The organism is Streptomyces sp. L500 (genome assembly GCF_054551825.1).
In genome coordinates this window covers 1-19,815 of the sequence record NZ_JBTOLC010000044.1, presented here as the reverse complement: position 1 = coordinate 19,815, position 19,815 = coordinate 1, and the positions used below count along the sequence as shown (strand labels likewise).

The window sequence follows — 19,815 nt, the reverse complement described above, 5'->3', positions numbered from 1 at the left end:
ACCACCGAAGGAGAAACCCATCGATCGGGCGACCGATCGCGGAGCACGGGAAGGACGAGATGAGCGAGACATTCTTGGTGCTGGGCGCCACCGGCAAGACCGGCCGCCGGGTGGCGGACCGGCTGCGGGAGGCGGGCAAGAACGTACGCGCCGCGAGCCGGAGCGGTGAGACGCGCTTCGACTGGCAGGACGAGTCGACGTGGGCGGCGGCGCTGGACGGCGTCCACGCCGTCTACCTGGTGGCACCGACCGTGCCGAGCCAGGCGTGGGCCGTGGTCCCGCCGTTCGTGCGGCAGGCCGTGGCGGCGGGCGTCCGCCGGCTGGTGCTGCTGTCGGCGCGCGGCATCGACGCGGCGGGCGACGACAAGTTCCTGACCTCCGAGCACGCGGTGCGGGGGTCGGGGGCGGAGTGGACGATCCTGCGCCCGACGTGGTTCGCGCAGAACTTCAGCGAGGCGTTCTTCCTCCCGCAGATCCTGGAGGGCGTCCTCGCGGTGCCCACGGGTGAGGGCAAGGAGCCCTTCATCGACGTCGAGGACATCGCCGACGTGGCCGTGGCCGCGCTCACCGAGGACGACCACGCGGGCAAGGTCTACGAGCTGTCCGGGCCGGAGGCGCTGACCTTCGGCGAGGCCGCCGGGAAGATCGCGGCGGTGCTGGGCCGGGAGATCCGCTTCGTGGACCTCGACGGCGAGGCCTTCCTCAAGGGCTCGGTCGAGGCCGGCGTCCCGGAGGAGCACGCCGGGGTGTTGCTGGGCCTGTTCACGGCCATCCGCAACGGCTTCGACGCGCACCTGAGCACCGGTGTCCGGGACGCGCTGGGCCGTGAGCCGCGGAGCTTCGACGCGTACGCGCGCGCGGCCGCCGCAGCGGGCGCCTGGGCCGGCCAGGCCCGCTGATCACGTCCACACATGCGGTGGCCGGCACCGGCGGGTGCCGGCCACCCGGGGAGGAAGTCGTATGAACACCCACTCGTACACCGGCGTCCAGCCGCTGACCCCGGCGCCCCTGATGGCGATCGCGGACGGCTTCCGCGTCGCCAAGGTGCTCGCGGTCGCGCTCGACTTCGACCTGTTCACCAAGCTCAGCGGCGGCGAGGGCACGACGCCCGAGGAGTTCGGCGCCGCCGAGGGGCTCGCCCCGCGCCCCGCGACGCTGCTGCTGACCGCGTGCGCCTCGCTCGGGCTGCTCGACAAACGGGACGGACGGTACGTCAACTCAGAGCTGTCCGAGGAGTTCCTGGTACGCGGCAAGCGCTACTTCTTCGGCGACCTGGTCACCTTCACCGACCGGCGCGAGTACGACGCGTGGGGCAAGCTCGACGTCGCCCTGCGCACCGACCGGCCCACCACCTGGGACCCGGACACCGAGCAGACCCTGTTCGACCCGCGGGACGAGCACATGGCGGAGCTCTTCCCCAAGGCGGCGCACTCCGGTGCGGTGTTCACCGCCCGGGCGATGGCCCTGTCGCACGACTTCGGCGCCTACCGGAGGCTGCTGGACGTCGGCGGCGGGCTGGGCTCCTTCTGCGGCGAGCTGTGCGCCCACCACCCGCACCTGCGGGCCACCGTCTACGACCTGCCGTTCGTCAGCAGGATGGCCGAGAAGCGGCTGGCGGAGACGGCGGTGGGCGACCGGGTGGACGCGCTGGGCGGGGACTTCTTCGCCGACGACCTGCCCACCGGCTACGACGCCATCCTGCTGACCAACATCCTCCACGACTGGAGCGACGAGGAGAGCGCGCGGATCCTGGCGAAGTGCCACGCCGCGCTCGGCTCCGGCGGCGAGGTCATCATCGGCGAGGCGTTCCTCGACGACGACGGCACCGGTCCGGTCGCGGGTGCCGTGGCGGGCCTGAACATGCTGGTCGAGACGGCCGCCGGCACCAACCGCAGCCGTGCCGCCTACACCGGGATGCTGAACCGGGCGGGTTTCACGGACGTCCGCCGGCTCGGGCTGGTCGTCGACGCGCCGCTGATCAACGGGGCGCTGGTGGCACGCAAGGCCTGAACGTTTCTCTTCCGGCGGCCCGGGCCCAGGGGGAGACCAGGGCCGCCGGAAAGTGGGGGATCCGAGGGAGCGGACCACCCGGACGACATCCGCGGGGCGAAGAGGAGGACTCGTCCCTGGTGGTCGTCACCATGGCGCCGGACCAGGGCGCCAGAGGAAGTAAATATATTTACCGCCGAGTACGCAAGGGCATGAAAAAATTCATGCGTCGCGTGAGCGTGAAAACGCCCCCGGGGTGACATGCCGGGGGCGTCAGTCGTCCAGGAAGAAGGCGTGCTGCTCCGCCGCCTGCTCGTACTTCTCCAGCCGGAGCTGGGTGCGCTCGGGGTCGGCGTCGGCCATGGCCTGGAGGAGGGCCGCGCACAGGACGCCCGGGGCCGCGTACGAGTCGAAGACGAGGCGGGAGCCGGTGGGTGCGGTGAAGGTCACATCCGCCTCGTCCACCAGCGGGCCGAGGGTGAGATCGGTGATCAGCGCGACGCGCAGGCCGGTGCCGCGGGCGGCCCGGACGGCCGCCAGGGTCTCCTTGGCGTGCCGGGGCATGGCGAAGGCGAGCACCCAGGTGCCGCCCGCCTCCCGGGACTGCAGCAGCGCGTCGTAGGCCACGCTGCCGCCCCGCGAGACCAGACGGACGTCCGGGTGGACGCGCCGGGCCGCGTAGGCGAAGTACTCGGCCAGGGAGACGGAGATCCGCAGGCCCAGCACGGTCAGGGGGACCGAGCGGGCCAGTTCGCGGCCGACGTCGAGGATCCGGTCGGTGTCGGCGAAGACGCGGCGCAGGCTCTCCAGGTTGGCGATCTCGGCGTCGACGGCCGCCTGGAGTTCGTTGCGGCGGCTCTCCGCCCGGGCCTCGGGGGCGCCGGCGACCGCGTTCAGGGCGATGGGCTGGAGCGCCTCACGGAGCGCGGGGTAGCCGTTGAAGCCCAGGGAGGTGGCGAAGCGGGTCACGGAGGGCTGGCTCACGCCCACGCGCTCGGCCAGGTCCGTGATCGACAGGAACGCGGCTTCGGTGAGGTGGTCGGTGATGTACTGCGCGATGCGCCGCTGGGCCGGGGACAGCCGGTGGCCGCCGAAGAGGGCGCGCACGGTGTCGGCCGGGGGCGGCTCGGCCCCCGGGGGCCGTCCGCCCGGAGTGATCGCGGACGCCTGCGCGCGTGCCTGCTGCCCTGATCGCACCGGTGTGCCCCCTTCTCGACTCTCCGGCTCAACATAACCCACCCGTCGTGGCCGGTGAGAGGTGATCGTCCACCGATGCGGCGGGCCTGTCGAGGGCTCAGTAACCGGCCGCGCGGACCGTTTCCGGGGCGGTGCGGTGTCCGCCCGCGGTCCGGCGGTCCCGGCGGGGGCGTCCCCGCTCGTAGGAGCGGAACGCGGCCACGCACACCAGGAGGGCGGCCGCGAACACGGGCAGCCAGGCGAGCCGGGCGAGCACCCAGCCGGGGCCGTCGGGCGGGGTGTGGAGGCCGGGCAGCGGGTCGCCGGCGAGCAGGCCGGTCGCGGTGACCGCCATCATCGCGGTCTGGTGCCAGAGGAAGACCGTCATCACGGAGAGGTTGAGCAGGGCCACGGCCGCCCAGAGGGCGGGGCGGCGGGTGAGGAGCCGCCGCAGCGGGCCGAGCAGCAGCAGGGCGGCGCCGCACTGGGCGAGGCCGAAGGTGACGGCGGCGAGGGTGGGCGGGTTGAGGTTGGAGACGGGGGCGCCGGGGACGCCGACCATGGAGGCCGGGTAGCCGGCGTACAGGACGAGTCCGGCGGTGGCGGCGGCGCCGCCGAGCAGCAGGGCCCATCCGGTCGCCCGGCTCCGGGGAAGGCGCCGGGACCAGGCGGCGCCGAGGCAGTACGGGACGAGCCAGCCGGCCGCCACGTCGATCCAGCCGAGCCAGGCGGGCGCGCCGAGGCCGAAGCGCAGGACGTCGACGGTGAGGACGACGGCGAGCGGCCAGGCCGGGTGGAGCCGGGCGACCAGCGGGGTCGCGGCCGTCAGCGCCGTGAAGACCAGCAGGAACCACAGCGGGGAGAGCACCAGATCGCACAGGGTGCGGACGGTGTCCGGGGTGACACCGGCGACGAGCATGGCGGCCGTCGCCACGGCCCAGACCGTCAGGACGGCGAGCACGGGGCCGAAGAGCCTGGTGACACGGGCGCGCAGCCATGCCCCGTAGGTGGTGCCCCGGGCGCGGGCGGCGGCGTGGCCGCGCGCCGCTACCATCCCGCCGACGAGGAAGAAGACGGCCAGGGTCTGGAACACCCAGGACGCGGGGGTGAGTGCGGGCAGGTGTCGCAGGGGGCTCGTGCTGTGGACGGTGCCGCTGTCGGCGACCAGGGCGGTCACCAGCCAGTGGCCGAGGACGACGCCGAGGACGGCCAGGGCGCGCAGCGCGTCGAGGGCGCGGTCCCGGCCGGGCGGGGTGGCGGCCTCGACGCGCCGGACGAGGTCGCGGAGGGCGGTGCGGGAGGTCATCGGGTCACCCCGTCGGGCGTCCGGCCGGAGACGATCCGGGCGATGTTCGTCAGGGACGGTGATCCGGGCTTGAGGTAGTCGCTGTGGCCGCCGTCGCCCGCCGGGAAGACCCGGGCGCCGAAGCCGGGCGAGACCGGGTCGGTGCCGAAGCCGACGCTGGTGAAGTGGAGCGGGATCCGGGCGTGGGGGATGTCGCCGATCCAGTCGCCGGCGCCGCGGCCGGCCCAGACGGTGGCGCGGGTGCGCAGCGCGGCGGCGTTGTCGCGGCCGGTGCCGGGGCTGCCGAAGAGGACGATGTCCGCGACGTCCAGGCCGGGAGCGGCGCTGCCGCAGACCACGGAGCCGTAGGAGTGGCAGAGGAGGGAGAGCCGGGCCGTGGGCGCGGCGGCGCGCAGTTCGCGGACGAAGCCGCGCAGGGCGGGGGCGGCGGCGTCGGCGAGGTCGGGGCTGATGGTGTCGGTGCTGAGGAGGGTGGGCGTCCGGTACCCGAGCCAGGCGACGACGGCGGCGCGGTCGCCCAGCTGTCGCTGGAGGGCCGTGGCTCCGTCGCGCAGTCGCCCGTAGGAGTCCAGGTTGGTGTCGGAGCCGGGTATGAGCACGGCTGTCCGCTCGGCGTGGGAGAGGTCGCCGAAGACCTCGGTGGTGCGGCCGCCGTCGCGGCCGTCGAAGGAGAGGAAGTGCCGGGTGGGGTCGGCCATGGCGCGCAGGTTGGCGGCGCGCCGGTGGTCGCCGTGGGCGGTGGCGGCCCGTTCGGCGGCCAGGATGCCGGCGCGGCCGGTGGTGTAGCGCTCGGCGAGGGTGGCCGGGGCCGTGTCGCGCAGCGGGGCGAGCGGAGCCGGGGCGGGTGCCGGTACGGCCGCGGGCCGGGCGGCGCCCGCCACCGGAACGGCCACCGAGGCGGCGACGAGGGCCGCGAGCAGGGTGCGGCGCAGACGGCGGCTGCGAGGGCGGGGCGCCATGGGTGGGTCCTTCCGTACCGGATCTGTGGGGTGCGGTACGGAAGGTAGGGAGACGGCCGTGCGGTCGGCGTCCCGCCGGGGAGCCACCTTTCGTGTAGCTCCGGGGTATGACGGGTAGGGGGTCGGCCCGGTGTCATCACGGGATGGCCTGAAAGCGACGATTCGTCAATTCCCTTTCCTCAGTGGTCAGTTGTGCGATTGATGAGGTACAGGGTGTTATCTACGCTCGCGGGGTGACTCTTCCCACGGAACCCATCGGCAGTGTTCCCCGTACCCCGGAGCTGCTCGCGGCCATGGCGGCCCACGCGTCGGGCGAGCTCGACGACGCCGGTCTCGCGGCGGCCCAGGACCTCGCGGTCCGTGACACGATCGCCCGCCTGGAGGAGGCCGGCTCGCCGGTCGTCACCGATGGTGAGCAGGCCAAGCCCAGCTTCGCGACCTATCCCGTCGCGGGGCTGGACCGGCTGGCGCCCGACGGCGTGGTGATCCCGTTCGCGGACGGGCACACGCGGCGGCTCCCCAGACTGACGGCCGGACCGCTGCGCTACACCGGCCACGCCGACCGCTATCTGGCGGCCGCCAAGCGGCATGCGAAGGTACCGGTCAAGCAGGCCGTCATCGCGCCCTCGGCGCTGAGCCTGCTCTATCCGCCCGACGGCATCGACGGCTACCCGCGCGAGGCGTTCCTGGACGACCTGACGAACGAGGCGGAGGCGGAGATCCGGCGCTGCCTGGAGGGCGGCGCGCACGTGGTGCAGCTCGACTTCACCGAGGGGCGTCTCTCCCTGAAGCTGGACCCCTCCGGAGGGGTGCTGGAGCAGTTCGTGGCGCTCAACAACCGGGTGCTGGAGCGGTTCACCGAGGCCGAGCGGGCGCGGATCGGGGTGCACACCTGCCCCGGCGGCGACCTGGACTCCACTCACAGCCTCGACGTCGACTACGCCGAGCTGCTGCCGAGGCTGCTGCGGCTGCGGGCCGGGAACTTCTACGTCCAGCTCGCGAGTGAACCCGATCCGGACAAGGTGCTGGCCGTCATCGCCGACCATCTGCCCACCGATGTACGGGTGTTCGTCGGGGTGACCGACCCCATCGACCCGCGCGTCGAGACGCCCGGGGAGGTACGGGACCGGGTGCTGGCCGCCGCCCGGCACCTGCCCGCGGACCGGCTGGGCACGTGCGACGACTGCGGCTTCTCCCCCTTCGCCGACGACACCTCCACCTCCCGCGAGACCGCGTTCGCGAAGGTCCGCGCCCGGGTCGAGGGGACCGCCCTGGCCGCCGCGACGCTGGGGGTGTGAGCGCGTACCCCGAGCGGGTGGCGTGCGCGGTCGCGCACGCCACCCGCACTACAGCCGGGCCCTCACGGCTTGGGGCACTCCTTCCACGCGAAGTGGTAGAGGGTGTTGATGCTGCCGTCGGTCGAGTCCATCGCCATGAGGCTCGTCGTCCTGGTGGGGTCGGAGGTGCCGGCGTCCACCCGCAGCTCGGTGTTGATGTTGAAGTAGCGCATGGCGCCGCACGGGGCGTAGACCAGTTGATCGATGTCCGTGGTGTCGGACGCCTGCCAGTCGTCGTTCTGCGGACCGCTGAAGTGGTGGTTGACGAAGGCGGTCTGGGACTGGCCCTGGAAGTAGTAGCTGGCCCGTTCGAGGCCGGTGGCGCCGCTCTCCAGGTGGGCGAAGCCGCGGTAGTCGGCCTTGGCGATCGCGTAGGTGAAGCCCTGGGGGACGTGGACGTTCAGGCTGAGCTGACAGTTCTTGCGGAAGTCGGTCGGCTTCGCCCCCACGCCCACCTGGGCGACGTAGCCGCTGTACGAGACGGTGAAGGCGGTGTTGTCCGGCGAGACGGCCACGTGTGCCGTCCCGGCCGGGCAGCCCGACCCGTTGACTCCCACCACGTCGATCACGATCCGGTCCGGGGGCGGCGGCACGGTCGTGGCCGCCGCCCCGGGAGCGAAGGTCGCGGCGAGGAGCGCCACGGCCGCGCCACCGGTCGTCACCGGTACGGACATCGGGTTCCCTCCCACTGCCTAGGGGCGCGCGCCGGCACCGGACGGCCCCCGGTCAGGGGCATTCCTTCCAGGCGAAGTGGTAGAGGGTGTTGACGCTGCCGTCGGTCGAGTCCATCGCCAGGAAGCTGTTGGTGCTCGACGGGTCGGAGGAGCCCGCGCTCACCCGCAGTTCGGTGTTGACGTTGAGGATGCGCTGCACGCCGCACGGGGCGTAGACGAGGGAGGCGACGTCGGTGACGTCGGAGGTCTGCCAGTCGTCGCTGACCGGGCCGGCGAAGCGGTGGCTGGCGGAGGAGGTCTGGGACTGGCCCTGGAAGTAGTAGCTGGCCTTCTCCAGGCCCGTCGCGCCGCTCTCCAGGTGGGCGAAGCCGCGGTAGTCCGCCCGGGAGATGGCGTAGGTGAAGCCCTGGGGGACGTGGATGTTCAGGCCGAGCTGGCAGTTCTTGCGGAAGTCGGTGGGCTTGGAACCGACGCCCACCTGGGCGAGGTAGTTGCTGTAGGAGACGGTGAAGGCGGTGTTGTCGGGCGCCACCGCCACGGCCGTCGTCCCCGCGGGGCAGCCCGAGCCGTTGACCGCGACCACGTCGATCACGATCCGGTCGGGCGGGGGAGCCTTGGACGCCGCGGCGGCCTGGGGCGAGAAGGAGGCGCCGAGGAGCGCCACGGCCGCGCCGCCGACGAGGAGAGGTCTGAGCATGGGAACCTCCGTGCTGGTGGGTGGTGTCCGAGAGGACGCCCTTCGCGCGGTCCATGCCAGCACCGGCTATAAGCCATGTACAGCTCAACTCCAGCCACCTCCGCTCCCCCGCCTGGTCCAGCACCGGGGCGGGCCTGCCGCCGAGGTGGCGAGCGGCCCGGCCCCGGCGTGGTTCACCGGCGGACCGTCGCGTGCCGCCGGCCGGCTTCGGGGCGGTCGAACCAGACGTGGACCTGGCCGGTCCCGATACCGCTCTCATAGGCGCTGAAGCGACGGCCCCGGGCCGCGCACTCCGCGCCGCCGAGCGCTCCGGCGAGCGTCAGGTAGTGGCCGAAACGCGCCTCGGGGGCGAAGCGCCGGTACTCCGGCATCGTTGCCAGGACCCGGTCGTGGCGGCCTTCCTCCAGCCACGCGATCCGCTGCTCGTCCGCCGCCCGGGCCTCGGGGGTGACGATGTTGTCCGGGTCCCCGGCCATGCGGTCGCGCAGCTCGGCCAGCGGCCGGAAGCGGTGCGAGAGCCCGCCCGAGGCGAGCAGCAGCACCTTCCGGTCCAGCTGGGCGACCGCCTCGGCGATCACCTCGCCGGCCCGCAGATGGTCCTCGGTGGTCGCGGTCTGGCAGATCGAGACGGACACCCAGGGCGTCCCGGGCCGCCCGAGGTACGTCCAGAGGTTGAGCGTCGCGTAGTGGACCGGCAGATACGGGTCGTCGTTCGCCGCGAGCCACAGCGGGCGCTTCGCCGCGCACTCCGCCACCGCGTCGGCGAGTTCCGGGTCGCCGGGCAGGTCGTAGGGCAGCCGGTTGACGGCCCCGGGCATCTCGTCCGAGGTGAACAGGCCCGCGCGGCGCGGATGGGAGGTGATCACCGTCTCGGTCGTGGTCGCCCAGTGGGAGTCGAGGACGACGACGGTGTCGTGCTCGACGGTGTCGATCACCTCCTCGCGGAGGCGCCGCAGCCCGGTCGCGAGGGTGAAGTCGCGGCCGCCGTTCTCCTTGACGCGTATGTGCTCGGGGAACATGATGACGGGCGCGTGCGAGAGCAGGCCCGCGCCGACGATGTCGCCCATGACGGGTTCTCCTTTGCGGGACGGGACTTCACGGGACGAGGAGGAGCTTTCCGGAGGTCGCGCGGGAGGCCAGGTCGGTGTGCGCCCGGTGGGCCTCGGCGAGGGGGTACGTCCCGGCGACGGTGAACCTGAGCGTGCCGTCGGCGATGCCCCGGAACACGTCGTTCGCCCGTCGTTCGAACTCCTCGACGGTGGCCCGGAAGTGCTCCAGGTAGGGCCGGGTCAGGGTGAGCGAGCCGCCCCACATCAGCCGCATCACGTCGACGGGCGGCACGGCGCCGCTCGCGCCCCCGAAGAGGACCAGCGTGCCGCGCACGCGCAGCGAGGCGAGGCTCGCGTCGAAGGTGGCGGCGCCGACGCCGTCGTAGACCGCGTGGACGCCCTCCCCGCCGGTGAGCGCGCGGACCTCGGCGGCCAGGTCGTCGGTCTCGCTGTAGCGGATGACCTCGTCGCAGCCGTTGGCGCGGGCGATCCGCTCCTTCTCCTCGGTGGAGACCGTGCCGATGACGCGGACGCCCCGGCGCCCCAGCATCTGGGTGAGCAGCATGCCCACTCCCCCGGCGGCGGCGTGGACGAGCACGGTCTCGCCCGCGCGGGCCGGGTAGGAGTCGTGGGCGAGGAAGTGGGCGGTCATGCCGTGGACGAGGACGCCGCCGGCGGTCGGCAGGTCGATGGCGTCGGGCACGACGATGGCCTTGTCCTCGGGCACGAGGACGCGTTCGGCGTAGCTGCCGAGCACGGTCGTCCAGGCGACCCGGTCGCCGGGCGCGAAGCGGGTGACGCCGGGGCCGACGGCCAGGACGACGCCGGAGCCCTCCTCGCCGGGCACGCAGGGCACGGGCAGCGGGTAGCGGCCCTCGCGGCGGTAGAGGTCGATGAAGTTGACCCCGGCGGCGGCGAGTTCGACGAGGATCTGGCCCTCGCCGGGCCGCCCGGGGTCGGGCTTCTCGACGTAGAGCTGGACCTCGGGTCCCCCGGTCTCCCGGATCTCGATGGCGTGCATCAGCGCTGTCCCTTCGGATCGGTGAGTGCCGGAGCGGTGAATGCCGGAGCGGTGAGTGCGACGTCGTAGGCGCGCAGCCAGTCGTCCATCCGGACGGTGGATTCGACGAGGATGCGCTCGAACTCGGAGAGGCTGCCGGTGGCGGTCCTGCCGGTGAGGCGCTCCACCGCGTCGCCGTCGAGGTAGGGGCGCAGCGGTGCTCCGCCGTCGCCCGCCGCCTTGGTGAGGCCGGTGATGAGGGCGCGGTCGTAGGCGGGGTCCTGGATCGAGGGGTAGGCGGCCTTCTTGCGGCGGAGCACCGACTCGGGCAGCAGGTCGGCGGCGGCCGCGCGCAGCAGTGCCTTCTCCTCGCCGCTGAAGGTCTTCATCTCCCAGGGGACGTTGAAGACGTACTCGACCAGGCGGTGGTCGCAGAACGGCACCCGGCCCTCCAGGCCGACGGCCATGCCCATGCGGTCCTTCTTGTCGAGCAGGATGGGCAGCCAGCGGGTGAGGGTGACGTAGCCGAGCTCGCGGGTGCGCCGCTCCTCGGCGCCCTCCCCTTCCAGGCGGGGGACCTCGGCCAGGGCGGTGCGGTAGAGGTCGGCCTCGTACTCGGCGAGGTCGATGCCGTCCACGAACCACGGGTGGAACAGCGACCGGGGGTCGAGGCCGCGGTGGGCGCCCAGCTTGAGCCAGGGGAAGGTGCCGGCCGCCCTCGCCTCCGGGTCGGAGAACCACAGGTAGCCGCCGAAGACCTCGTCGGCGCCCTCCCCCGACAGGGCCACGGTCGCGTGCTCGCGGACGGCGGCGAAGAGCAGGTGGAGGGAGACGTCCAGGTCCGCGAAGTTGAACGGCAGGTCCCAGGCGCCGAGGACGGCCTTGCGGACGGCCGGGTCGAGGAGCCGCGCCCGGTCCAGGGTGATCATGTGGTGGTCGCTGCCGACGTGGCGGGCGACCTCCAGGGCGTAGGGGCCGTCGGGGGTGGGGCGGATGGCGTCGGCCCGGAAGTTCTCGGTGTGGCCGGTGAAGTCCACGGAGAAGGTGGAGAGGCGTTCGCCGTCGGCGGCCCGGGTCCGGGCGGCCAGCGCGGTGACGGTGCTGGAGTCCAGCCCTCCCGACAGCAGCGAGACCAGCGGCACGTCGGCGACCATCTGCCGGGGGACGATGTCGTCGAGCAGCTCGCGGACGGTGGCGACGGTCGTCCTCAGGTCGTCGGTGTGGGGGCGGGCCGTAAGGGCCCAGTAGCGCTCCTCGCCGATCCCGGACCGGCCGACGCGCACCAGGTGGCCCGGCTTGACCTCGCGCATCCCCCGGAAGGGCACCCGGCCGGGGGTGCGCAGGAACAGCAGCGCGTCGCACAGCTCCTCGGGGCCGGCGGCGGCCTCGGCCAGGGGGTTGGCGAGGATCGCCTTGGGCTCGGAGCCGAAGAGGACGCCGCCGTCGGTCGGGTGGTAGAAGAGCGGCTTGACGCCGAGGCGGTCGCGGACGAGCAGCAGTTCCTCGCGGGCGGTGTCCCAGATGGCGATCGCGTACATGCCGTTGAGGCGGTGGACGAAGTCCGCGCCCCACTGGAGGTAGGCGCGCAGCGCCACCTCCGTGTCGCTGCGGGTGGTGAACCGGTGGCCGAGGAGGACGAGTTCCTCGCGCAGCTCCCGGAAGTTGTAGATCTCGCCGGCGTAGGAGACGACGGCGCGGGGCCGGTCGCCGGGGCCGCGCTCGGGGGTGCGCATCGGCTGTGCGCCGTGCTCCAGGTCGATGACGGCCAGTCTGCGGTGGCCCAGGGCGGCGTGGGTGTCCAGCCAGAGGCCCTCGGCGTCGGGTCCCCGGGCGGCCAGGGTGCGGGTCATGGCCGTGACGGTCGTGTGCTCGGAGGTGAGGTCGCGGGTGAAGTCGACCCACCCGGTGATGCCGCACATGTGGTTCTCCGTTCTCCGTTTCTCGGTGGCGGTCGGGGGCGGGGGCCGGTCAGTCGGTGGGGGCCAGGTCCTGCCAGGGCCCCCGGCGCCAGCCGGCGGTGTCGTAGTCGTCCAGGCAGTCCTGGACGAGGGCCTCGTAGCGGGCGAGGCTGCCGCGCTTGCCGGCCCAGCGCAGCGCGTCCAGCCGGACCTGCTCGCCGTTGCCCGAGTAGTTGCGCTCGTAGAGCTCGTGGCGGCCGCCGAACTCGGTGCCGATCGCGTCCCAGACCAGCTTGAGGAGCTTGATGCGGTCTTCGGCGGTGGTGTCCGAGCCCCGGTAGAAGCGGTCGATGAGCGGCCGCAGTTCGGGGTTGGCGAGGTCGCGGGCGCTGGAGGGCACGGCCAGCGGCGCGCCGCCGAGGGTGGTCTCGAAGAGCTCGTGGACCCGGTCCCAGATCTGGGCGTTGTACATCCGCATCGCGGAGGCGTGCTCCAGCCGGGGGACGACCGTGCCGCCGCTGCCGGGCTCGGGGTCGTACGCCATGGCGGAGGTGAGCGCCCACACCATGTCGCGCATGGTGACGATCTCGCCGACGGCGGCCTGTACGCCCCGGAAGGCGTCGGTGCCGTTCGCCCTGGTGCCCCGGGAGAGCAGCCCGGCCATCAGCTCCAGCTTGACGCTCAGCCGGATCCCGGACTGGAAGTTGTAGAGGTTGGGGAAGCCGGAGGTGGCGTAGAAGCCGGTGGCGCGCTCGATGTCGCGGTATACGAGGACGTCCTCCCAGGGGATCAGCGCCTCGTCGAGGAGGAGCACGGCGTCGTTCTCGTCGAAGCGGCTGCTGAGCGGGGCGTCGAACGGGCTCGTCCCGGCCTTGGCGTAGGGGGTGCGGCTGACGAGCCTCACGCCGGGGTTGTCCATCCGGACGAAGAAGACCAGGGCGAACGGCTCCGCCTTGCCGGGGACGAGGGCGGCCGAGCCCACGGGGGCGACGAACCCGGCATTGGTGATCGCCGAGCCCGTGGCCAGCATCTTCGCTCCGCTGACGACCACTCCGGCGTCCGTCTCGCGCACGGCGCGGACGTAGACGTCCTCCATGTCGTGGATGGCGCGCTTGCGGTCGACCGGCGGGTTGATGATGACGTGGTTGAGGTAGAGGGCCTTGCGGGCGAACTCCTCGTACCAGGCGGTGGCGTTGGCCGCGTACGGGCCGTAGAAGTCGGCGTTCACGCCGAGGCCGGCCATGAAGGACGCCTTGTACTCGGGGGTGCGGCCGAGGAAGCCGTAGCTCATCCGCGCCCAGGTGGCGATGGCCTCGCGGGCCTCGACGAGCTCGGCGGCCGAGCGGCTGGGCTTGAAGAACTTGTGGGTGCGGATACCGGTGGCCTCGTCGACGCCGGTGAGGACGTCGGCGGTGGCCGGGTCGTGGAGGGCGTCGTAGAGCCGGGCCACCGACAGGGCGGAGTTGCGGAAGGCCGGGTGGCGGGTGACGTCCTTGACGCGTTCGCCGTCCAGGTAGACCTGGCGGCCGTCGCGGAGGCTCTCCAGGTACTCGTCGCCCGTCATGAGGGTGTCGTGGGTGGTCATCGCACCAGCCCCGGGTTGTCCAGCGGCGGGGTGCCGAGCACCTGGACGCGGCGCAGGTGGCGGGGGGCGCCGCTGGTGAAGGCGTTCCGGCCGTGCAGCAGCGAGTAGTTGTCGGTGACGACCAGGTCGCCGGTGCGCCAGCTGTGGGCGTAGAGGTGCGCGGGGTCGTACAGGGCGGCGCGCAGGGTGCGGTGCGCCTCGGCGAGGTCCTCCTCGGGCAGGCCCGTGAAGCGGAGGTCGGGGTGGTTGACGAAGCCGGCGTCGTCGGTGGCCGTGGGCTCGTTGTAGCGGATGACGGGGGTGCCGCTGTGGGGGTGGGTGGTGACGAGCGGCGAGACGGTGACGCTGTCGTAGAACTCCATCGTGCGCTGGTAGGTGCCGGTGACCCGGGACCACTTCTCGACGGTCGCGGGATCGGTGTTCCGCAGCACGGCGGCGGTGTCGGAGAACGTGGTCTCGCCGCCGTCGCCCGCGCCGGGGGCGTGGACGCACTGGAATATCTGGAACTCGGGTATCTGCTCGCGGTACATGCCGTCCCAGTGCATCGGCATGTAGCTGGAGTCGAAGATGTGGTCCTCGGGCCGTTCCTTCTCGACCAGGTCCAGGACGGTGCCGAAGGGCCAGACGCTCGGCTCGCCCCAGCGCTCGCAGTATGCGGAGAGTTCCTCGGGCGTGCCGAAGGTGTCGAAGCCGCGCAGCAGGAGGACGCCGTGTTCGCGGACCAGCGCGCGCAGGGGGTCGACGGCGAGGTCGCGGACGTGGGCGCCGGGTTCCGGTGCCTGGATCGCCACGCCGAAGGGGGCGATCGCCGTCACGGCGTAGCGGCTGTCGTCGAGCGGGCCTGTGAGCGGGTCGGTGAGTGGTCCGTGCTCATCGGTCATGGTGGTCTCCTCGGGCGGAGTGGGGGTGGTGGTCACGCGCAGGCCCTGTTCCACGGCTCGCGGTGCGCGGGGGCGGGGACCGTTCCGGCGGCCGTCGGCTCCAGGACGTAGTGGCTGGGGCGGCCCGCCCGGTACGCCAGGGCGGCGCCCGCCTCCTCGGCCTCGGCCCGCTTCATGAGCGTGTAGCGGCCGCCGGTCTCGACGGCGACGCTGTGCCAGGGCGTCAGCCAGACGTCGGGGGTGTCGGCGAGCAGGATGCCGATCTTGTCCGTGGCGCAGGGCTGGGGATGGATGGACAGCCGGACGGCGGCGGGGAAGAGCTGCCCCAGCAGGTCGCCCCACGCCTTGCTCCGCTGGATGACGCCGTAGGCGAGCTTGCGGCAGTGCCGCTGGAGGGCGGACCGGGTGCCGGTGTAACCGGGGCCGGAGAGGTCCTCCAGCATGAACCGGGTGATGCCCCGGTACATGGCCAGCGGGGCGCCTCCGGCACGGACCTCCTCGCGCAGCTCCTCGACGGTGGGGGCGTAGCCGGAGGACAGCATGGCGCGCATGTCGACGTGGCCGGCGCCGCTGTAGACGTCGTCGAGGGTGAACTGCTCGAGGTGGGTCGCGCCGATCCTCTTGATCATCCGGTCGATGCTCCGGACGTAGCCGGTGACGTCCTCGTCGCTCACGCCGAGGAGGTCGTTGAAGACCCGGCCGTCGGAGCAGAGCAGAATGGCGGCGCCGGGCGGATAGACGGCGGCGACGCGCTCGCACAGCCCGTCGAGGAAGCGCAGGGCGAGCTCCTCGGCGAGGTCGGGCAGCGGGCCGAGGACCTTGGCGGGGTTGGGGGACTTCGTCGGGAACGCCGGCAGGACGAAGTCGATGCGCCGTCCGCTCTCCATGGCGCTGCGCACCGTGTCCAGGTGCTGCCTGACACACCGGAGGCAGACCCGTCCGGCGCAGCCTCCGTCGCGCAGTCTGCGCTGGTGGGCGAGGACCTCCCGGAGTACTTCTACGGCGGCCAGTTCGATATCGGGTGCGGCTGGATCGGACACCGCGTCTCCCTTCGTGGACGTGGCTCCCACGGTGCCGGGCGGGCGCATGAGAAACGCACAAGGACCACGCGGCGCGGCGCGCGGGCCTGTCGGGCCCGCGCGCCGCGCCGTGGTGAAGGGGGCCGGGCGCTATGCCGAGGGTGTCCCCTGGGCGAGGGGGCGTGCCGGGGTGGCGGTGCGCGCGGCGGCGGCTATCTCCAGCCGGGCGCGCTCGGCCCAGTACGGCATGCGCAGGCCCCGGAACCCGGCCAGGGCCTCGGCGAGGTGGCCCGCGCCCCGGCCCGGGTCCCCGAGGGCGGCGTGGGTGCGGCCCAGCCAGTACGCGGTGAGGGCCGCGCCCCGGCGCTCGCCGAGCTCGGCGAAGATGGACGCCGCCTCGCCGAGCGGGCCGAGCGCGCGGGGCGCCTGGTCGAGGCCGAGGCCGACGTGCATCTGTCCCAGCGTCAGCAGGGCGTACGCCTCTCCCGGGCGGTGCCGCACCATGCGGAACCCGGCCAGGGCGCGGTGGAGATGACGGGCGGCGCGGCCGAACCTGCCGTGCCCGATCTCGGCCCGGGCCAGCATCTGGAGGACGTCGGCGAGCGCGAGCGGGTGGCCCAGCCGCTCCGCGGCCTCCAGGGCCGGCTCCAGGACGTCGATGGCCGCCGCCTCGCGCTGCCGGCACAACAGGGCGGAGCCCAGGCTGCGCAGGGCGACGACCCGGCCGTGCGCGTCGCCGAGGCGCTCCATGACGGCGGCGGCCGTCTCGGCGTCCTCGTGGGCGAGGGCGGCCATGCCCCGGTCGGCGACGGCGAAGCTGCGGTGGGTGCGCAGCCGGGCGGCGTGGTGCTCCTCGCCCAGCTCGTCGAGCCGTTCGATGGCCGGGGCCCAGCGGGTCACGGCCTCGTCCACCTGCCCCCGTACGGCCAGGGCCCTGGCCAGGGAGCCCTGGGCGACGGCGGCGGCGACGGGGTCGTCGTCGGCGGTGGCCCGGTCGAGCGCGGCCTCCGCGACCCGCTCCCACTCGTCCCACCAGTTCCGCAGGTGGCAGATGTCCTCCATGACGGCGGCGAGTTCGGCGGTCTGCGCGCCGAAGCCGGAGGCGGCGGCGAACTCGACGGCCGTGACCAGGCCGGGCCGTTCGCTCTCCAGCCAGCCGAACGGGTCGTCCGTCGCGGCCCCCTGGGCTTCGCCGGCGGCGGGCCAGGGCCCCGGTCCGGCGACGTCGCCGGTGCCCGCCCGGACGAGCCGCTCGGCGGCGGCGCGGACGCGGCAGAGGCAGTCGTCGAGCAGTCGTGCCACGGCCGCCCGCCGCCATTCGTCGCTCTCCTCGGCGAGGGCGCGCTCGGCGGCGTAGGCGTGCAGCAGGTCGTGAGTGCGGTAGCGGGGCCGGCCCTGGCCGTCGACACGGGCGACGCGCACGAGGTTCGCTTCGAGCAGCGCGGCGAGCAGGGCGTCGGTGGTCCGGCCGGTCCCGGCGCCGGGTTCGTGGCGGGGGTGCGGGTCGGGGTCCGCGGGGCGGTCGCCGGGCGGGGCGGTCAGGAGGGCGGTGAGGGCCCAGGCGGGGAACTCGGGCGAGGGGAGCATGCCGATGGCGCGGAAGGCCCGCGCGGCGTCGGGCGACAGGTCGCGGTAGGTGGCGGCGAGCCAGACGTGGGCGGTGAGTTCCCCCGCCGGGTGCCGGTGCTCCTCGGGGCACCCGCGTGCCTCGGCGAGCCGGTCGGCCAGGCAGCTCACCCGCCAGTGGGGGCGGCTCGCGAGGGCCGCGCCCGCGACGCGCAGCGCCAGGGGCAGGCCGGCGCAGCCCGCCAGGACCTGTTCGGTCGCCTCCGGTTCCACGGCGAGGCGCCGGGTGCCGGTGATGCGCCGCAGCAGGGTGGCCGCCTCCTCGTCGTCGAAGGGGGCGATGTCGATGAGGTGCGCGCCGTCGAGGCCGGCGAGCCGGTTCCTGCTGGTGGCCAGGACGGCGCATTCGGGGGCGCCGGTGAGCAGCGGGCGGATCTGGTCCGCGTCCCGTACGTCGTCGAGGACGACCAGGGCCTTCCGGTCGGCCGCGAGGGAGCGGAACATCGCGACGCGGTCCACGGTCGCCCGGGGCACGGACGAGCCGGGGACGCCCGCGCGGCGCAGCAGCTCCGCGAGGAGGGCGGCGGGCGTGCGCCGGGGACCGCGCGCGCCGTCCAGGTGGAGGAACAACTGGCCGTCCGGGAAGGCGTGCCGCAGCAGGTGGGCGAGGCGGGTGGCCAGGGTGGTCTTGCCGACGCCCGGGGGACCGGTGAGGACCACCACGGACGCGGCCGGGGCCGGCCCGGCGGAGGGGACGGCGGCCGGGAGCGCGCCCACGGGACGCGCGGCGGCGAGTTCGAGGAGCGCGGCGGCACGGGACATCACCAGGTCGCGTCCGGTGAAGTCGGCGATGTCGGAGGGGAGCCGGGGGTCCGGCCGCCAGACGGCCACGGGCCGTACCGGCTGGACGGGCCGGCCCGGCGCGTCGCCCAGCGCCGGGTCCCTGGTGAGCACCGCGCGGTGCAGTCCGCGGAGTTCGTCGCCGGGTTCGAGGCCGAGCTCGTCCCGCAGGGCGGCGCGGGCGAGGGCGTACGACTTGAGCGCGTCGCCCGGCCGGTGGCAGCGGTACTGGGCCACCATCAGTTTGGCCCACAACGACTCGCGCAGCGGGTCGCGCTCCACCTGTGCCAGCAACTGGCCGACGAGTTCGCGGTGTTCGCCGAGGGCGAGCCGGGTCTCGGCGTAGTCCTCGAAGGCGGTCAGCCGGGCCTCCTCGACGCGCGCCACCTCGATCTGGAGGGCCTCGTGGTGCGTCACCCGGTCGAACGCGCGGCCGCGCCACAGCGCGAGCGCCTCCCGCAGATTGCAGACCGCTCTTCGCTGGTCGCCCTCCGCCAGCGCGACCCGCCCCCGGGCGACCAGGTCCTCGAACCGGTACAGGTCCAGCTCGTCGGGGTCCACGCGCAGTTGGTAGCCGCGGTGGCCCAGGCTCAGCCGGTCCTCGCCGGAGGCGGGGCCGAGCACCCTGCGCAACGCGGCGACGTAGCTGCGGACGTTGGCGTGGGCGGACGCGGGCGGGCTCTCCCCCCAGATCTCGTCGCACAGGCGGTCCGCGGACACGGCGGTGTTGGCGTTGACCAGCAACGTGGCGAGCAGGGTGCGTTGTTTCGGCCCGCCGAGCGGCAGGGCCCGGCCGTCCGCGACGGCCTCGAGCGGCCCCAGCACCTTGAACTCGACGCGCGGAACATCGACCCGCATGGCCACCCTTCCACCGGCCGCGGGGCACAGCGCGTCACCGCTCCGCCGTACGCGACTCGAACGAATGTAAGTCCTTCAACCTTAGGGTGAATGCGGCGGACGATGTTCCACTTGCCGTGACCTGGGAGGGAACGGTACGGACGGCTACTCCTCGATGGCCCCGCCCACGGCCCGCAGGTGGTCACGGAACGTCAGGGATGGGTCCTCCCGGCGGCGGGCGAGGTAGGCGCCGAAGCGCACCTGGTCGCGCAGGGAGACTCCCGCGCGGATCTGTTCGGCCTGGCGGCGCTCGGTGTCGCGGATGTTCTCCGCGAGCGCGAGGAGCTCTCCGGCGCGGTCGGCCGGAAGGAACAGCACGCCGTCGTCGTCACCGACGACCACGTCCCGGCGGCTCACCGTCCACTCCCCCACCGTGGCGGACTCCAGCGCGTCACCGGGGCGGGCGTCGAGGCGCAGGGGCCCGGCCGGGGTCGCGCCGAGGCTGAAGACGGGCAGCCCGATCGCCCGGATGTCGGCGGTGTCGCGGTGGAGCCCCCAGATCACGACGCCCTCCAGCCCGGCGCCCCGGGCCTCCAGCACCGCGAGGTCGCCGACGCACGCCTCGTCGAGCCGGCCGCCGTTGTCGACCACGAGGACGTCGCCGGGCGCGGCGTCCTCGAACGCCTCCAGGAAGACGTCGACGCTGCCGACGTGCCGGGCGGGCAGCACCCGTCCGGCCAGCCGGCCGCCGGGCTCCACGGCGCTCAGCCCGGCGGGCCCGCAGCGCACCGGGACCCGGGCGCGCACGCACGCGTCGGCCAGGTGGGCCGTGGTCAGGGACGCGCAGCGCTTCCGAAGCTCGTGCCGGTCCATGCGGTCTCCCCCATCGCAATGTCCACACAGGTCACGGTCAGTTTAGGGGCGGGGGCGCATACGGGAAGGGCGGCGGCGCCCCGGGGTGGGGTGCCGCCGCCCTTCGCGACGCGTGGGGGTTCTGTGGCT

16 protein-coding genes are annotated in these 19,815 nt (G+C 73.7%); 3 read left to right on the top strand and 13 right to left on the bottom strand.

Translation table 11 applies throughout. The annotated features are described in order from the left end of the window. Positions 1-59 precede the first annotated feature (59 nt). A complete protein-coding gene (locus ACX9I7_RS27425) occupies positions 60-899 on the top strand; it encodes an NAD(P)H-binding protein (RefSeq protein ID WP_459388846.1) in 840 nt (279 codons plus the stop codon). Between the two features lie 61 nt (positions 900-960). Next, positions 961-2,010 carry a methyltransferase gene (locus ACX9I7_RS27420; protein ID WP_387570836.1) on the top strand — a complete coding sequence of 350 codons (1,050 nt, stop codon included), beginning with the start codon at positions 961-963 and terminating at the stop codon, positions 2,008-2,010. 252 nt (positions 2,011-2,262) lie between these two features. On the opposite strand, the gene ACX9I7_RS27415 is transcribed toward ACX9I7_RS27420, so the two are convergent. The 3 genes from ACX9I7_RS27415 to ACX9I7_RS27405 form a co-directional block, all read right to left on the bottom strand. Continuing rightward, the gene (locus ACX9I7_RS27415; RefSeq protein ID WP_386729670.1) at positions 2,263-3,186 is read right to left on the bottom strand and encodes a MurR/RpiR family transcriptional regulator; all 924 of its coding nucleotides are present in this window, start codon (positions 3,184-3,186) and stop codon (positions 2,263-2,265) included. Between the two features lie 97 nt (positions 3,187-3,283). Then, on the bottom strand, positions 3,284-4,471 hold the full coding sequence (locus ACX9I7_RS27410; RefSeq protein ID WP_459388845.1) for an acyltransferase family protein: 1,188 nt from the start codon (positions 4,469-4,471) through the stop codon (positions 3,284-3,286). Then, entirely contained in the window at positions 4,468-5,430 is a 963-nt protein-coding gene (locus ACX9I7_RS27405) for an alpha/beta hydrolase (protein ID WP_387570830.1), read from the bottom strand. Before ACX9I7_RS27405 ends, ACX9I7_RS27410 begins: the two co-directional genes overlap by 4 nt. A gap of 233 nt (positions 5,431-5,663) precedes the next feature. Here ACX9I7_RS27405 and ACX9I7_RS27400 point away from each other — a divergent pair, with 233 nt between their 5' ends. Then, the gene (locus tag ACX9I7_RS27400) at positions 5,664-6,728 is read left to right on the top strand and encodes a cobalamin-independent methionine synthase II family protein (RefSeq protein ID WP_387570828.1); all 1,065 of its coding nucleotides are present in this window, start codon (positions 5,664-5,666) and stop codon (positions 6,726-6,728) included. 62 nt (positions 6,729-6,790) lie between these two features. On the opposite strand, the gene ACX9I7_RS27395 is transcribed toward ACX9I7_RS27400, so the two are convergent. From ACX9I7_RS27395 to ACX9I7_RS27350, 10 genes are all read right to left on the bottom strand, one after another. After that, positions 6,791-7,441 (bottom strand): DUF4360 domain-containing protein, encoded by a 651-nt coding sequence (locus ACX9I7_RS27395; protein WP_392751674.1) that lies wholly within the window; start codon positions 7,439-7,441, stop codon positions 6,791-6,793. A 52-nt stretch (positions 7,442-7,493) separates the two neighbouring features. Next, positions 7,494-8,138 carry a DUF4360 domain-containing protein gene (locus tag ACX9I7_RS27390; RefSeq protein WP_459388844.1) on the bottom strand — a complete coding sequence of 215 codons (645 nt, stop codon included), beginning with the start codon at positions 8,136-8,138 and terminating at the stop codon, positions 7,494-7,496. A 173-nt stretch (positions 8,139-8,311) separates the two neighbouring features. After that, positions 8,312-9,205, bottom strand: coding sequence for a DODA-type extradiol aromatic ring-opening family dioxygenase (locus ACX9I7_RS27385; protein WP_387570821.1), 894 nt, complete (start codon positions 9,203-9,205; stop codon positions 8,312-8,314). Positions 9,206-9,233: 28 nt separating this feature from the next. After that, positions 9,234-10,208: a quinone oxidoreductase family protein gene (locus tag ACX9I7_RS27380; RefSeq protein ID WP_459388843.1), complete on the bottom strand. Its 975-nt coding sequence runs from the start codon at positions 10,206-10,208 to the stop codon at positions 9,234-9,236. Next, a complete protein-coding gene (asnB, locus tag ACX9I7_RS27375) occupies positions 10,208-12,106 on the bottom strand; it encodes an asparagine synthase (glutamine-hydrolyzing) (protein WP_459388842.1) in 1,899 nt (632 codons plus the stop codon). The genes ACX9I7_RS27380 and asnB overlap by 1 nt, the downstream gene beginning before the upstream one ends. A 49-nt stretch (positions 12,107-12,155) precedes the next feature. Further along, complete coding sequence (locus tag ACX9I7_RS27370) at positions 12,156-13,670, bottom strand: 4-hydroxyphenylacetate 3-hydroxylase family protein (RefSeq protein ID WP_459388841.1); 1,515 nt, start codon at positions 13,668-13,670, stop codon at positions 12,156-12,158. After that, on the bottom strand, positions 13,667-14,551 hold the full coding sequence (locus tag ACX9I7_RS27365; protein WP_459388840.1) for a TauD/TfdA dioxygenase family protein: 885 nt from the start codon (positions 14,549-14,551) through the stop codon (positions 13,667-13,669). Before ACX9I7_RS27365 ends, ACX9I7_RS27370 begins: the two co-directional genes overlap by 4 nt. Positions 14,552-14,583: 32 nt before the next feature. Beyond that, on the bottom strand, positions 14,584-15,591 hold the full coding sequence (locus ACX9I7_RS27360; RefSeq protein ID WP_459388839.1) for an L-tyrosine/L-tryptophan isonitrile synthase family protein: 1,008 nt from the start codon (positions 15,589-15,591) through the stop codon (positions 14,584-14,586). Between the two features lie 129 nt (positions 15,592-15,720). Next, complete coding sequence (locus ACX9I7_RS27355; protein ID WP_459388838.1) at positions 15,721-18,834, bottom strand: AfsR/SARP family transcriptional regulator; 3,114 nt, start codon at positions 18,832-18,834, stop codon at positions 15,721-15,723. Between the two features lie 144 nt (positions 18,835-18,978). Further along, the gene (locus tag ACX9I7_RS27350; RefSeq protein WP_459388837.1) at positions 18,979-19,686 is read right to left on the bottom strand and encodes an RraA family protein; all 708 of its coding nucleotides are present in this window, start codon (positions 19,684-19,686) and stop codon (positions 18,979-18,981) included. Positions 19,687-19,815 lie beyond the last annotated feature (129 nt).